Source organism: Actinophytocola sp., from assembly GCF_036378875.1.
Lineage (GTDB): Bacteria > Actinomycetota > Actinomycetes > Mycobacteriales > Pseudonocardiaceae > Actinophytocola.
This window is the reverse complement of the sequence record NZ_DASUVO010000176.1, coordinates 33,503-47,048: the sequence shown is the minus strand read 5'-3', so window position 1 is coordinate 47,048 and position 13,546 is coordinate 33,503. Positions and strand designations below refer to the sequence as shown.

15 protein-coding genes are annotated in these 13,546 nt (G+C 70.3%); 9 read left to right on the top strand and 6 right to left on the bottom strand.

Annotated features, from left to right (window positions below; genetic code table 11):
- Positions 1-94: 94 nt before the first annotated feature.
- The 4 genes from VF106_RS50045 to VF106_RS50030 all read left to right on the top strand — a co-directional run bounded on the left by VF106_RS50045 (position 95) and on the right by VF106_RS50030 (position 3,001).
- A complete protein-coding gene (locus VF106_RS50045) occupies positions 95-790 on the top strand; it encodes an Rv0361 family membrane protein (protein WP_330847221.1) in 696 nt (231 codons plus the stop codon).
- A 176-nt stretch (positions 791-966) separates the two neighbouring features.
- Positions 967-1,596, top strand: coding sequence for a hypothetical protein (locus VF106_RS50040; protein ID WP_330847220.1), 630 nt, complete (start codon positions 967-969; stop codon positions 1,594-1,596).
- A 36-nt stretch (positions 1,597-1,632) separates the two neighbouring features.
- Positions 1,633-2,352: a flagellar basal body-associated FliL family protein gene (locus VF106_RS50035; RefSeq protein WP_330847219.1), complete on the top strand. Its 720-nt coding sequence runs from the start codon at positions 1,633-1,635 to the stop codon at positions 2,350-2,352.
- Complete coding sequence (locus VF106_RS50030) at positions 2,339-3,001, top strand: hypothetical protein (RefSeq protein ID WP_330847218.1); 663 nt, start codon at positions 2,339-2,341, stop codon at positions 2,999-3,001. The genes VF106_RS50035 and VF106_RS50030 overlap by 14 nt, the downstream gene beginning before the upstream one ends.
- Positions 3,002-3,010: 9 nt before the next feature.
- Here the strand turns inward: VF106_RS50030 and VF106_RS50025 are convergent, their stop codons facing one another.
- Entirely contained in the window at positions 3,011-3,844 is an 834-nt protein-coding gene (locus VF106_RS50025) for a tRNA (adenine-N1)-methyltransferase (RefSeq protein ID WP_330847217.1), read from the bottom strand.
- A 117-nt stretch (positions 3,845-3,961) separates the two neighbouring features.
- Here VF106_RS50025 and VF106_RS50020 point away from each other — a divergent pair, with 117 nt between their 5' ends.
- Entirely contained in the window at positions 3,962-4,726 is a 765-nt protein-coding gene (locus tag VF106_RS50020) for an Rv0361 family membrane protein (protein WP_330847216.1), read from the top strand.
- On the opposite strand, the gene VF106_RS50015 is transcribed toward VF106_RS50020, so the two are convergent.
- The gene (locus VF106_RS50015; protein WP_330847215.1) at positions 4,723-5,853 is read right to left on the bottom strand and encodes a M50 family metallopeptidase; all 1,131 of its coding nucleotides are present in this window, start codon (positions 5,851-5,853) and stop codon (positions 4,723-4,725) included. The two genes, VF106_RS50020 and VF106_RS50015, sit on opposite strands and share 4 nt — an antisense overlap.
- 84 nt (positions 5,854-5,937) lie before the next feature.
- On the opposite strand from VF106_RS50015, the gene VF106_RS50010 reads away from it, so the two are divergent.
- Positions 5,938-6,819, top strand: a complete 882-nt coding sequence (locus tag VF106_RS50010) for a RecB family exonuclease (RefSeq protein ID WP_330847214.1) — start codon at positions 5,938-5,940, stop codon at positions 6,817-6,819.
- Positions 6,820-7,587, top strand: coding sequence for a thioesterase family protein (locus VF106_RS50005; protein WP_330847213.1), 768 nt, complete (start codon positions 6,820-6,822; stop codon positions 7,585-7,587).
- Between the two features lie 74 nt (positions 7,588-7,661).
- On the opposite strand, the gene hisG is transcribed toward VF106_RS50005, so the two are convergent.
- Genes hisG through VF106_RS49990 form a run of 3 tightly spaced genes read right to left on the bottom strand, consistent with a single transcriptional unit; the run spans position 7,662 to position 9,517 of the window.
- Positions 7,662-8,507 carry an ATP phosphoribosyltransferase gene (gene hisG, locus VF106_RS50000; RefSeq protein WP_330847212.1) on the bottom strand — a complete coding sequence of 282 codons (846 nt, stop codon included), beginning with the start codon at positions 8,505-8,507 and terminating at the stop codon, positions 7,662-7,664.
- 14 nt (positions 8,508-8,521) lie between these two features.
- Positions 8,522-8,785: a phosphoribosyl-ATP diphosphatase gene (locus VF106_RS49995; RefSeq protein ID WP_330847211.1), complete on the bottom strand. Its 264-nt coding sequence runs from the start codon at positions 8,783-8,785 to the stop codon at positions 8,522-8,524.
- Between the two features lie 39 nt (positions 8,786-8,824).
- Complete coding sequence (locus tag VF106_RS49990; RefSeq protein WP_330847210.1) at positions 8,825-9,517, bottom strand: HAD family hydrolase; 693 nt, start codon at positions 9,515-9,517, stop codon at positions 8,825-8,827.
- Positions 9,518-9,569: 52 nt separating this feature from the next.
- Between VF106_RS49990 and VF106_RS49985 the strand changes: the two genes are divergently transcribed.
- Positions 9,570-10,448, top strand: coding sequence for a PAC2 family protein (locus tag VF106_RS49985; protein ID WP_330847209.1), 879 nt, complete (start codon positions 9,570-9,572; stop codon positions 10,446-10,448).
- Positions 10,449-10,530: 82 nt separating this feature from the next.
- The gene (locus VF106_RS49980) at positions 10,531-11,682 is read left to right on the top strand and encodes an MFS transporter (RefSeq protein ID WP_330847208.1); all 1,152 of its coding nucleotides are present in this window, start codon (positions 10,531-10,533) and stop codon (positions 11,680-11,682) included.
- Positions 11,683-12,181: 499 nt separating this feature from the next.
- Here the strand turns inward: VF106_RS49980 and mshC are convergent, their stop codons facing one another.
- Entirely contained in the window at positions 12,182-13,420 is a 1,239-nt protein-coding gene (gene mshC, locus VF106_RS49975; RefSeq protein ID WP_330847207.1) for a cysteine--1-D-myo-inosityl 2-amino-2-deoxy-alpha-D-glucopyranoside ligase, read from the bottom strand.
- Between the last annotated feature and the right edge of the window lie 126 nt (positions 13,421-13,546).

Sequence of the window (13,546 nt, the reverse complement as noted above, 5' to 3'; positions counted from 1 at the left end):
TACCGTGCGTCAGGAAGTTGACCGACGTCAGCGCCGTCGGCGGCGCTGTCCAGACCTGGCGGCGGGCCCGCCACGAACGAGGGAGTCGCAAGCGATGTCGCAACCACCGCAGCAGCCCGGCCCATGGGGCGGGCAGCCGGGGTGGGGGCAGCAGCCGGGCCCTGGTCAGCAGCCCGGTGGCTATCCCCCGCAGGGCAGCTATCCCCCGCAGAGCGGCTATCCCCAACCGGGCGGCTACCCGCAGACCGGTCCGCAGCCACAGCAGTACGGACAGCCGGCGTACGGCCAACCGGCCTACGGACCGCCGGGCCCGTACGGGCAGCCGACCGGCTACGGCTACCCGCCGCGGAAGAAGAGCCCGATGCCGTGGCTACTCGCAGGTGGCGGCGTGGTCGTCATCGCGGTCGTCGTGGTCCTGGTCATCGCCCTCACCGGCGGCTCGGACACCAGCAGCCCGGAAGGTGTCGCGAAGGCCGCCGTGGCCGCGGCCAACGACAACGACATCGACGCGCTCACCAAGCTGACCTGCAGCGGCAGCAGGGCGGACGTCGAGGCCCAGATGGCTGACCCGAGCGAGCTCGACCCGTCCCTCGCGGACGTGAAAGTGAGCTACGAGCTGGGCGACGTCACGACCGAGGGCGAGGACAAGGCGACCGCCAAGATCACGATCACCTTCGAGAACCTGCCGGCCGAGGCCGAGGGGTTCATCAGGCCCACCACGGTGCCGTTGAACCTCCGCAAGAAGGACGGCGAGTGGTGCCTCGACGGGTTCGCGAGCCCCAGCCCCTGAGCCGGGTCACGACTTGGTCGACGCGGTGGTCGCTGGGCGTGTCCCGGCGACCACCGATGTCGCACCGCTCTCCTACGATGGGATGAGTCCCGTCAGATCGTCCGCGTCTTTCGGGAACGGACGGCGCACCGGCTCCGTCTGGTCAGTGACACGCGTGAGGAGTTCGGGGCCCGAAGATGACGTATCCACCGCCGCAGCAGCCCGGTCAGTCGTCCTACCAGGGCCTGGGTGCGTACTCGGGTGGTCCGCCGAAGCAACGCAACACCGGCAAGATGGTCGCCATCGTCGTCATCATCGTGATGGTGCTCGCCGGCGGTGGCGTCGCCGCCTACTTCCTCACGAAGGGTGACGACAAAGCCAACGACAAGGCGTCCTCCGAACAGAGTAAGGACGCGTCGTCCAACGACACGGACAGCAACGAGCCGTCCAACGGTGCGTCATCAGATCGTGACCAAGGTCAAGCCGGGGGCGATTCGGACGCCAGCAACACTCCAGACGACGTGCGTGACGACTACATGGCCGCCTACGAGAACAACGACTTCTCCGACGTCGTGACCGACGCCTGCGGCGCATACAAGAAGAAGTTCGGCACGGACACCTCCGAGCTGGAGAGCACGCTGCAGGACTACGAGATCACCGCGACGGCCGACGGCGACGTGGACGTCGACGGTGACAACCCCGACACGGCGACCGCGAAGATCGATCTGACGCTCGTCAACACCGAGGAGACGCAGGACGCGAAGATCCTCATCAAGATGGTCGAGGAGAACGGCAGGTGGCGGTTCTGCGGCGAAGACGAAGCCTGACCTGACCACTCGTCCCCCACGATCGGAGTCACCGTCATGACGTACCCGCCGCAGCCGGGTCAACCCGCGCCGCAGGGTCCGCAGAACCCGTACGGCCAGCAGCCCGGTCAGCCTGGCCAGTACGGACAACCGCCTCAGCCCGGCCAGTACGGACAGCAGCCCCAGACCGGCCAGTACGGCCAGCCACCCCAGCCCGGTCAGTACGGTCAGTACGGCCAGCCCCAGACCGGGCCGCAGCCCCAGTACGGGCAGTACGGACAGCAGCCCTACGGGCAGCCGGGTTATCCGGGAGGTGGGCCGCCCAAGAAGAGCAAGACGGGCCTCATCGTCGGGATCGTCGTGGCGGTTCTGGTGCTGGCCGGCGGCGGCGTGACCGTGTGGCTGCTCACGAAGGGCGACGACAACCCGAGCGCGACCGGCGGCACGAGCCAGTCGGCGGATCCGCCGTCGGGAGGCAACGAGCCGAGCAGCGGCGAGCCGGGCGGCGAGGCCGCGGTGACCGCCGCCGCGCAGAAGTACGCCGACGCGATCAACGACACGGACGAGGCCGCGGCGACCGAGGTGATGTGCGACAAGTCTGGTGGCGCCGGCACCCTGTTCACATCGATCAACGGTCAGGCGAAGGTCGAGCTCGGCGACACCGAGATGGCCTCGGACACGACCGCGACGGTCGGCTTCATCCTCGTGGGCGCCAGCGGCGACCCGCTCCTGCTGCCGTTCGAGTTCACCGATGGAGCCTGGTGTGTCGTCTTCTGAGGAACCAAGAGACGACGACCTGACCGAGAAAACGGACCCGGCGTCCGACAGCGGCGGCGACGGGACGGACGAGGCCGCCGCCGGCGCCGCACCGGAAACGGGCGCCGCGACTCCGGGACCCGAAGCCGGCCGGCGGAAGGTGCTGCTGATCTCGACGGCAGCGGTCGTTGTGCTGGCCGTCGTCGGCCTCGTCGTCTACCTCCTGACCAGCGGCGACGACAACGTGGAGAACACGGCGGGCCCGGACGTGCCGAGCATCACGGGCACCGCCCCGCCGAACGGCACGATCCCGTCCGCACCGCCCGGCGAATCGACGCCTCCGCTCGCCCCGCCGTCCTCCTCAACCACCGAGGAGGAGACCACGGAGGCGAACTCCGCGGACGTCGGGGCCGCCGGGGACGTGGCCGAGCAGGCGGCGAACGCGATCTCCGGCGCGGACGTCAGCACACTCGCCGAGCTGAGCTGCGACCCGAGCACGGTGGGCACCGACGAGACGTTCCCCGACAACGCGACGGCCGAGGTGGTCGGCGAACCGCAGATCGACGGCGACACGGCGACGGTCGACATCAAGCTGACCATCGAGGGCGCCGAACCGGCCACGGTCCCCATCCCGCTGACCAAGCAGGACGGCAGGTGGTGCATCCCGTGATCCCGTGCGTCAGGGCTGACGGCCCCGGCGCTGCGGGCGTGGGGTGACGACACCGTCGGCCAGACGGCGGGCGGTCAGCAGGAACGCGGTGTGCGCCACCATCCGGTGGTCCGGGCGCACGGCGAGGCCGACCACGTGCCAGGGGCGCATCAGGGTCTCCCACGCCTCCGGCTCGGTCCAGCACTGCTGCTCACGCAACGCCTCGGTCACCTTCGACAGCTGCGTGGTCGTGGCCACGTACGCCACCAGCACGCCGCCGGGGATCAGGCTCGCCGCGACCGTGGGCAGCATCTCCCACGGAGAGAGCATGTCCAGGATCACCCGGTCGACCTCACCCTCGTGGGTCGCGAGGTCACGGACCCGCAGGTCCCAGTTCGGCGGGCGCTCGCCGAAGAACGCGGTGACGTTGCGGACCGCGTGCTCGGCGTGGTCCTCCCGCACCTCGTAGGAGGTCACGCAGCCGGCCGGGCCGACCGCCCGCAGCAGCGAGCACGTGAGCGCGCCGGAACCGGCGCCCGCCTCGAGCACCCGAGCGCCGGGGAAGATGTCCCCCCACATCACGATCTGCCCGGTGTCCTTCGGGTAGATCACCTGGGCGCCGCGCGGCATGGACAGCACGTAGTCGGCGAGGCGTGGGCGCAGCGCGAGGTAGGCGGTGCCGCCAGCGGAGGTGACCAGCGAGCCCTCCGGTTGACCGATGAGGTCGTCGTGTGCCACCGCGCCGCGATGGGTGTGGTAGTGCTCGCCCGCCGCGAGCACGAGCGTGTAGTGCCGTCCTTTCGGATCGGTGAGCTGTACCCGGTCGCCTACTCCGAACGGTCCGCTCGCCCTGACCTCCGCCACCCGATTCCCTTCCTCCACTAGGTCCAACCGCGAGATCGTCCCAGACCCGGTCCCGGTCACTGTCGGGGACCGCCACTACCCTGACCGGGCGAACCGCAGGTGATCAAAAGGGGGATCATGACGTACCCACCGCAACAGCCAGGTCCGTACGGTCCGCAGGACCCGTACGGCCAGCAGCCGTACGGTCAACAGCCCTATGGCCAGCAGCCTTATGGCCAGCAGCCGCCCGGTCAGCAACCTTCGGGGCAGCAGCCCTATGGGCAGCAGCCACCGCAGTACGGTGCGCCCCAGTGGGGTCAGCCGTCGTACCCGGTGGGCCCGCCGCCGAAGAAGTCGAGGACCGGTCTGATCACGACCCTGGTCATCGTCGCCGTGCTGGTGGTCGCCGGTGGCGGCGTGGCGGCGTTCCTGCTGTTGAAGGACAACACCACCACGGCCGGTGGGGACACCCCGCGGGAGGCCGCGGACGCGTTCGTCGGCGAGCTGGGCAACCAGCTCAGCAAGCCGGTCGCGGAGGTCGACCTCGGGGCGTTGCGGTCGCTGACGTGCGGAAGCGACTACGGCACGCTGACCGACGACCTTGCGGAAGCGCGTGAGAAGCAGAGCAGCGCCACGAAGAAGCCCGACCCGGAGAAGGTCTCCTTCGCGATCTCCAACTTCAAGGAGACCAGCGACGGCGCGTCGTTCGACATGACGCCGAAGCACGACGGCGAGGAAGAGGACCCGATGAGCATGAGGGTCCTCAAGGAGAACGACAGCTGGGTCGTGTGCGGCCTGTACGACAAGGAGCAGGAGGACGGGGGGTCCCCGCCGACCAGCGCTGACGGTGAAGCTCCTTCGCTCTCCGAGTCGATCCCCAACCCGATCCCGAAGACCACCTAGAAGCGGCGACGCCCGGCGAGGCTGGCCCGTAGGTCGTCCCGGTGGAGGACGCCGGCGGGTCGGCCATCCGCGTCGACCACCAGGAACTGCCATGCGGCTGTTTCCTGGACCCGTTCCGCGATCTCCTCCCCCGGCTCGGAGTCCAGCAGCACGGACTCCGGCCGGATGGGTTCGGCGGCCTGCTCCGCCGGCGCCATCGGGGAGCGCTCGGCGAGCCGTACGGCGGCCACCGGGTCGAGCAGGCCGGCCGCCACGCCGTCGGCACGGACCAGCACGACACCTCGCCCCGCCGCCGCGCTCAACGCGTTGGCGACCGGGCTTTCCGCGGGCAGTTGCAGTACAGGACGGACCAGGTCGGCGAGCACGAGCCCGTCCGGCCATGTCCTGCGTTGATCCGAGGCGAGCTCTCCGCGCGCACCCGAGACGACGAACCACGCGGTGAGCGCGCACACGCCGAGCCGGAGCCACCGGTCCGGGCTCTCGTTCGCGAGTCCCCAGAGTGCCCAGAACATCAGCAGTGCGGCGACGAGCCAGCCGCCGGCGACGGCGGCCCGGGTGCCGATCCCCCGATCGCCGAACGCGGCCCACACCCCGGCCCGGAGCATCCGGCCCCCGTCCAGGGGGAGGCCGGGCAGCATGTTGAACACGGCGACCGCGACGTTGGCGACCGCGCACTCCAGCACCAGCAGCCAGATCGGGCCTTCCGCCGGCATGAGCAGCAGGACCCCGCCACACAGCGCGGCCAGCACCGCCGACACGATCGGGCCCGCGGCGGCGATCAGGCCTTCCTGGGACGGTTTGCGTGGCGTTCTCGTGATCTCGGCGAGCCCGCCGAGCAGGAACAACCGCAGCCTGCGCACCGGGATGCCGAGCCGCAACGCGACGACGCAGTGCCCGAGTTCGTGTGCCAGCACCGACACCCCGAGCAGGACGGCGAAGGCCGCGGCGAGGGAGAGCGAGACGACGGCGCCCGCGTCGGGCAGGAAGCGTTCGACGAGCGGGGCGTACAGCACGACGATCGCGACGGAGCCGACCCACCAGGAGGGCGAGAGCAGCACCGGCACGCCGCGGAAACGGAACAGCACGAGGCCGCCGTCGCGTTCGGCCCAGCTCGTCCCGTCGGTCATGGGTTGCAAGAGTAGGGGGAAATGTGTGGGAACGCGGTATGAGCCCGCGAGTTCTTGTCGGTGGTCTCTTCTAGGGTCTACCCCATGACGGAAACCCCTGCCGCCACCGCTCTCGAGGAGGTCGTGCCGCAGCAGCGGCGGCCCGCGCTGTCGCCGTCGCGGGCCGGTGACTTCAAGCAGTGCCCCCTGCTGTACCGGTTTCGCGCCGTGGACCGGCTGCCCGAGACGCCCACGACCGCGCAGGTTCGAGGCATCGCCGTGCACTCGGTCCTGGAGGAGCTGTTCGCGTTACCGGCGGCCGAGCGCCTGCCCGACCGCGCGCACGAGTTGCTCGCGCCGGTGTGGCAGCAGCTACGGGAGGATCGGCCCGAGCTCGCCGAGCTGTTCGCCGACGAGGACGCCCTCGAGCAGTGGCTGGAGTCGGCGGCCGGGATGATCGACGGCTACTTCACGCTGGAGGACCCGCGCCGGTTCGACCCGGAGGCCCGGGAGCTGCTGGTCGAGACCGAGCTGAGCTCCGGGGTGCTGTTGCGTGGGTACATCGACCGGTTGGACGTCGCCCCGACGGGTGAGATCCGGGTCGTCGACTACAAGACCGGCGCCGCGCCCCGCGAGATCGGCGAGGCCAAGGCGTTGTTCCAGATGAAGTTCTACGCGCTGGTGCTGTGGCGGCTACGCGGGGTGGTGCCCAAGCAGTTGCTCCTGATGTACCTGGCGGACCGGCAGTCGCTGGCCTACACCCCGGACGAGGCCGAGCTGCTGCGGTTCGAGCGCACGCTGGACGCGGTGTGGGAGGCGATCCTGCGGGCCGGCAGGACGGGTGACTTCCGGCCGAACAAGAGCAAACTGTGTGACTGGTGTTCGCACCAGGCACTGTGCCCGGAGTTCGGTGGCACACCGCCGCCGTACCCGGGCTGGCCGGAACCCGACGCGGGTGAGGAGACACCGTTGGACAGGGCGGACTAGATGTTCTACGAGCCACTCGGCGACGACCGCTACGCCTCGACCGTGCACACGACGGGGCCGTGGTCGCCGCTGACCCAGCACCTCGGGCCTCCGTCGGCGCTGATGGTCCGCGAGATGGAGCGATTACCGGCGCGGGCGCCGATGGTGATCGCCAGGGTGACGGTGGAGATCCTGGGGCCGGTGCCGGTCGCGGAGCTGTCCGTGACGGCGTCGGTCGACCGGCCGGGCCGGGCGGTGGAGCTGCTGAGCGCGTCGCTGTCCTCGGACGGGCGGGTCGTGGCGCGGGCACGCGCGTGGCGGATCGTCCGGTCGGACACTCGCCAGGTGGCGGCGGACGTGCACGAACGGCTGGCGCCGCCGTCATCGGGTCGGGTCCTGACCCGGCCCGAGGGCTGGGTTTCCGGCTACCTCGACATCATGGAGTGGCGTGCCCTGTCCGGTTCGCTCGCCGAGCCGGGTCCTGCCGTGGTGTGGGCACGGCAGGGGGTGCCGCTCGTGGGTGACGAGGAGCCGTCCGGGCTGCAGCGCCTGCTGACCGTCGCCGACTCGGGGAACGGCCTGTCCAACCGGCTGGATCCGCGCAAGTGGCTGTTCATCAACACCGACCTGACCGTGCACGTGTACCGGGAGCCGGTGGGTGAGTGGGTCGCGATGGCCGCGGCGACCGCGATCGGCCCGGAGGGCGTCGGCACCGCGACGACGGTGCTGCACGACCTCGACGGCCCGGTCGGCCATGGTGCGCAGGCCCTGCTGGTGCGGCCCCAGTAAGGCGGCGCCGCACGACGTCGACAACCCGGTCGGGCCGGGGAAGCCGCCGGCGTGGATCGGTCTCCGGAAAGCCCTCAGAGCCGGCAGGAGCGGATGTCCGACGCGAGGACCGCCCGTGCGCCCAGTGCGGCGAGGCGGTCCATGATCACGTTGGCTTCCTTGCGGGACACCATGGCCCGGACGGCCACCCAGTCCGCCGACGCCAGCGGGGCGACGGTCGGCGACTCGATGCCGGGGGTGACGGTGATGGCCTCGTCCAGCAGGGACTTCGGGCAGTCGTAGTCGAGCATCACGTACTGCTGCGCGAACACGACACCTTGGAGACGCCCGGCCAGCTGGTCCTTCGCGGGGCTGTTCTCGGCGTGCACGCCGTGCACCAGCACGGCCTCCGACCGGCAGATCGGGTCGCCGAAGACCGTCAGGTTGTGCTGGCGCAGGGTGCGGCCGGAGTCCACGACGTCCGCCACCGCGTCCGCCACGCCGAGCTGCACCGAGATCTCCACGGCGCCGTCGAGCCTGATCACGGTCGCGTCGATGCCCCTGGCCACCAGGTCCTGCTTCACCAGGTTGGGGTACGACGTGGCCAGGCGCTTGCCGGCGAGGTCGGTGATCTTCCAGTCGGTGCCGGCGGGCGCCGCGTACCGGAACGTCGAGCCGCCGAAGCCGAGCGGCAGCCGTTCCGCCACCGGGGCGGCGGACTCCAGCGCCTGGTCACGGCCGGTGATGCCCAGGTCGAGCTGGCCGGAGCCGACGTAGATCGGGATGTCCTTGGGGCGCAGGAAGAAGAACTCGACGTCGTTGACGGTGTCGAGAACCGTGAGGTCGCGCTGGTCGTAGCGCTTCCGGTACCCGGCCTCGGCGAGCATCTCGGCAGCCGGCGCGGCGAGCGCGCCCTTGTTCGGCACGGCAACGCGCAGCATGAACGAAACTCTCCTTAGAGGTACCGGTAGACGTCTTCGAGATCGAGGCCGCGACCCAGCATGAGCACCTGCACGCGGTAGAGCAGCTGGGACACCTCCTCGGCGAGGCGCTCGTCCGACTCATGCTCCGCTGCGATCCACACCTCACCCGCCTCTTCGAGCACCTTCTTGCCCTGTGCGTGCACCCCCGCGTCGAGCGCGGCGACGGTGCCGGAGCCCGCCGGCCGGTTGGTCGCCCGGTCGCGGAGTTCGGCGAACAGCTCGTCGAACGTCTTCACGCCGCTGATCCTGCCATTACCCGCCAACTCACTTTCGGGTCAGGTCAGCAGAGCAGTGAGGTCCGCCACCGTCAGCCCTTCGAGTGACGTCCGGAGCACGCGCCGCTCCCCCGGCTCGACCGGGACCTCACAGGGCACCACCAGCACCGTGCAGCCGGCGGCGACCGCGGAGGCGGTGCCTGTCGGTGAGTCCTCGATGGCAACGCACGCCGCCGGGTCGACGCCCAGCAGCCGGCACGCCTTCAGGTACGGCTCCGGGAGCGGCTTGTTCTCCCCGGCGACCTCGTCCCCGCAGACCGTCACGTCGAAGCGGGACCTGCCGATCGTGTCCAGCGCGATCTCGGTGAGGGCCCGCTCGGTCGAGGTGACCAGCGCCATCGGCAGCCCTGCCGCGTGCACCGTGGCCAGCGCGTCCGCCGCGCCCGGCCGCCACGGCAGGTCCTGCCGGAAGACCTCGGCCATGCGGCGCTCGATCCAGGCGGCGCCGTCGGCGAGCTGGTCGGGACCGGGGTCGGGGATCCCGACCTCGGCGTACAGCAGGTTCAGGGTCACCAACACGTTGGTGCCGACCATGGCCTGCCTGGTCTCGGCGGACAGCTCTCCGCCGAGTTTCTCGGTGAGCTCGTACAGCGGGATGTCCCACAGCTTCTCGGAGTCGAGGAGTGTGCCGTCGAGGTCCCAGAGGACCGCGGCCGGGCTGTCAGGGGACCTCGGATGGGTCTCGGCTGGCATGCGAACCAGCCTACGATCTACCTCGGGTGCCCTCGGGTCGTAGGCTTGCCCAGTGACCGATCCGGACCTGCGGCCAACCGCATCACTCGTCGACCCCGTGGTCGTCTGCGCCTTCGAAGGCTGGAACGACGCGGGAGACTCCGCGACCGCCGCCATCGAGCACCTGCAGCTCACGTGGGAGGCCACGGAACTGTCCGAGATCGACCCGGACGACTACTACGACTTCCAGGTCACACGGCCGACAGTCCGGATGGTCGACGGGGTGACGCGGCGCGTGGAGTGGCCGACCACACGGCTGTCGGTCTGTCGCCCGCCCGGGGCGAACCGCGACGTGGTGCTGGTGCACGGCATCGAGCCGAACATGCGCTGGCGCAAGTTCTGCGCCGAACTGATCGACCAGTTCACCGAACTCGGCGTGACCACGGTGGTCACGCTCGGTGCCCTGCTCGCCGACACACCGCACACCCGGCCGGTGCCGGTCACCGGCACCGCGTACGACGCGGCGTCCGCGGCGAAGTTCGGGCTGGAGAGCTCCCGGTACGAGGGACCGACCGGCATCGTCGGCGTCCTGCAGGACCTGTGCGTACAGACCGGCCTGCCGGCGATCTCCCTGTGGGCCGCGGTGCCGCACTACGTGTCGCAGCCGCCGTCGCCGAAGGCCACGCTGGCGCTGCTGCACCGGGTCGAGGAGATCCTCGACGTCGAGGTGCCGCTCGGTGACCTGCCCGACCAGTCCGAGGAGTGGCAGCGCACGGTCAGCGAGATGGCCGAGGAGGACGAGGACGTCCGCAACTACGTCCGCGCGCTGGAGGAACGCGGCGACGCGGACCTGGCACTGAACGAGACCAGCGGCGACGCGATCGCCGCCGAGTTCGAACGCTACCTGCGCCGCCGACGCCCAGGCCCCGGTCGAGGTCCGTCGGGGGTCTGACGGGTGCCCTCAGCGTTAACGGCCTTCCCGGGCGGCGCGCCTTTGCCGTGTCCGGTTCGGTGACAACCTGTCGGCTTCTCCGTTGGCACCGGACCCGCGGGCCGGCGGCGTGATCGATCGGGCGCGGCTGGCTCGGGGCGGCTTGTACGCCGGTGGGTTTCTCGGCCCGTTCGGGGGCAGTGTGACGTCCTCGATGCTGCCCGAGCTTGGTGGCGACTTCGGCGTCTCCACGTCGGCCGCGTCCGCGACGATCACCGCATACTTCGTGCCGTTCGCCGTGCTGATGTTGTTCTCCGGGACGCTCGGCGCGCGGTGGGGCCAGCGGCGCAGCGTGCTCGGGGCGTACCTCGTGTCGGTCGTCGGGTCGGCGCTGTGCGCGGGGGCCACCGTGTACCCGGTGCTGCTGGCCGGCCGTGGCGTCCAGGGGGTGGCCAACGCGTTCACGACTCCCCTGCTGCTCGCGACGATCGCCGCCACCACGCCACGGGAGCGGCTGTCCCGCACGCTCGGTTGGTTCGCGTCGTTACAGGCGGCCGGCCAGACCAGCGGTCCGCTCGTCGGCGGCCTCGCGGCGGAGGCGACGTGGCGGCTCGCGTTCATCGGCGTGGCGGTGGCGGCCGGCGCGCTCGTGGTGATCGGGCTACCGGACGTCCCGGAGCGCAGTCGGACCGAGCCCGCCCGGCTGCGGTCGGCGTGGCGTCCGGAGGTGATGCGGGCCGCGGCGGTCGCCTTCGTCGGTTGGGGCTGCCTCGGCGGACTGACGTTCCTGGTCGCGTTCCGCGCGGAAGACGGTTTCGGCATGTCGTCGAGCGCCCGCGGCCTGCTGTTGACGGCGTTCGGCGTCGTGGGGATGCTCACCGCCCGGTTCGCCGGCCATGTGGTCGAACGTATTGGCGGCCGGCGCGGCGCACTGCTCGGTGCCATGGCCGGCGCGCTACCGATAGCGCTGATCGGCGTGGCGCCCTGGGTGTCGGCCGTCGGCGTGCTGTGGGCGATCGGCGGTTTCTGCGCGCAGTTCGTCCAGGTAGGCCTCAATACACTCGTATTGACCAGCGAGGAGAACCCGGCGGGCGCGGTGTCGGTCGTACAGGCGTTTCGCTTCATCGGCGCGTCGGCGGCACCGATCGCGTTCACGCCCGTGTACCACCTGTCGCCGGCACTGGGCTTCCTGCTGCCGGCGCTCATGCTGGCGGTGACGCCACCGGTGGCACTGCTGGGCAAGAGATGGCGGTAGCAATCCCCACTCCGCACGAATGGTCCTTTCGTGCACCGGGTGGGCCCCCCGACTTCCACACTACCGGTGGGCACCGACAATCCCGGCCCACACAAGGCCAAACAGCAAAGAGTTCACCCACCCAACCCGAGCGAAAGTCCCATTGGTGCGCCGGGGCCCCCCGGCTTCCACGCTACCGGTGGGCACCGACATTTTCAGGCTGTCTCAGGGTTTCGGGCTGTCTCAGCGTGCCTGGGGCAGGGCATCGGCGATTTCCGCCGGCAGGTGCCAGCTCCGCCGATAGGCAATTGCGCGGTAATGCTGTGTACCTGTCTTGAGATCGTCGCGGCCTTCATTCCCCGAGCTGTCATGCCGAATGTCGCTCAACCGGCGTGTGTTTCTTCCTTAGCGGTTGTGGACAACTCGCCACGCGGCGGGACGAACTGTCGGTGGCCTGTGGCAGGCTGGAACCCGGGGGCCGGAGGCCAACCGCCGCGGGCCCACCGGGTGTTGTTCGGGGCTACAGCAGCACGCCCAGCAGCGCGTCCACCGCGGCCTGGACTGCTTTCGGGGCCTCGGTGTCCTGGCCACCTACTGACAGGGCGGCGTCTGCCCACGCGTCCACCGCGGCGAGGGCGCGTGGTGTGTCCAGGTCGTTCGACAGGTGATCGCGCAGCCTCGCGATCAGGTCCGCCGCCGGCGGTGCCGCGGAAACGGCGACCGCCGTGCGCCAGCGGGCAAGGCGGGCAACCGCCGCGGAAAGCACGTCGGCGGTCCATGGGCGGTCCGCGCGGTAGTGGCCGGACAACAAGCCAAGGCGCACGGCCATGGGGTCGACCTTGTCGGCGCGCAGGCGGGACACGAACACCAGGTTGCCGCGGGACTTGGACATCTTCTCGCCGTCCAGGCCGATCATGCCCGCATGCGTGTAGTGCCGGGCGAAGGGGCGCTCGCCGGTCAGTGCTTCCGCGTGAGCGGCGCTGAACTCGTGGTGCGGAAAGATCAGGTCCGAGCCGCCGCCCTGCACGTCGAATCCCATGCCGAGGCGGTTCAGCGCGATGACGCTGCACTCGACGTGCCAGCCCGGGCGGCCCGGGCCCAGTTCGCTTTCCCAGCTCGGCTCGCCCGGGCGGGCGGCGCGCCACAGCAGCGCGTCCAGCGGGTGACGCTTGCCGGGACGGTCCGGGTCGCCGCCGCGTTCGGCGAAGAGCTTTTCCATCTCGTCCGGGGTGTACTGCGACACCTCGCCGAACCGGCCGGACGCTTCGTGCGCGAAGTAGATGTCGGGGTACTCGTCGTCCTTGACGCGGTAGGCGATCCGGTCGGTGAGCAGTTTGGCCACCGCCTCGACGATCTCCGGGATGGACTCGACCGCACCCAGGTAGTCGCGGGGTGGCAGGACCCTCAGGGCGGTCATGTCCTCGCGGAAGAGCGCCGTCTCGCGCATGGCGAGTACGACCCAGTCGTCCTGGTCGCGTTCCGCGCGCTCGAGCAGCGGGTCGTCCACGTCGGTGACGTTCTGCACGTAGTGCACGTCATGGCGGTTGTCCAACCACTGCCGGTGCACCAGGTCGAATGCGAGGTATGTCGCGGCATGGCCCAGATGGGTGGCGTCGTACGGGGTGATCCCGCAGACGTACATGGTCGCGGTCCGTCCTGGCGCTGTCGGGCGGATCTCGCGGGCCGCGGTGTCGTACAGGCGCAGCGGGCGGGGGGTGCCGGGAACCTCGGGGACCGGGGTGGATGGCCAACTCTGCATGGGTTCGACGATAAACGTCCTGTTCTCGAAGTTGATTGAGGACGGATTCTGTGAGCACCGTTACACCACATGTTGGGATCGCGACTCTCTGGTTAACGCGTGGTGCACGAACCGAACGAGAGAGTG

Bases quoted from the DNA above. Each gene is read 5' to 3' on its own strand.
- VF106_RS50045 (WP_330847221.1), top strand. From the start codon at position 95: ATGTCGCAACCACCGCAGCAGCCCGGCCCATGGGGCGGGCAGCCGGGG.
- VF106_RS50040 (WP_330847220.1), top strand. From the start codon at position 967: ATGACGTATCCACCGCCGCAGCAGCCCGGTCAGTCGTCCTACCAGGGC.
- VF106_RS50035 (WP_330847219.1), top strand. From the start codon at position 1,633: ATGACGTACCCGCCGCAGCCGGGTCAACCCGCGCCGCAGGGTCCGCAG.
- VF106_RS50020 (WP_330847216.1), top strand. From the start codon at position 3,962: ATGACGTACCCACCGCAACAGCCAGGTCCGTACGGTCCGCAGGACCCG.
- VF106_RS50015 (WP_330847215.1), bottom strand. From the start codon at position 5,853: ATGACCGACGGGACGAGCTGGGCCGAACGCGACGGCGGCCTCGTGCTG.
- VF106_RS50010 (WP_330847214.1), top strand. From the start codon at position 5,938: ATGACGGAAACCCCTGCCGCCACCGCTCTCGAGGAGGTCGTGCCGCAG.
- VF106_RS50005 (WP_330847213.1), top strand. From the start codon at position 6,820: ATGTTCTACGAGCCACTCGGCGACGACCGCTACGCCTCGACCGTGCAC.
- hisG (WP_330847212.1), bottom strand. From the start codon at position 8,507: ATGCTGCGCGTTGCCGTGCCGAACAAGGGCGCGCTCGCCGCGCCGGCT.
- VF106_RS49990 (WP_330847210.1), bottom strand. From the start codon at position 9,517: ATGCCAGCCGAGACCCATCCGAGGTCCCCTGACAGCCCGGCCGCGGTC.
- mshC (WP_330847207.1), bottom strand. From the start codon at position 13,420: ATGCAGAGTTGGCCATCCACCCCGGTCCCCGAGGTTCCCGGCACCCCC.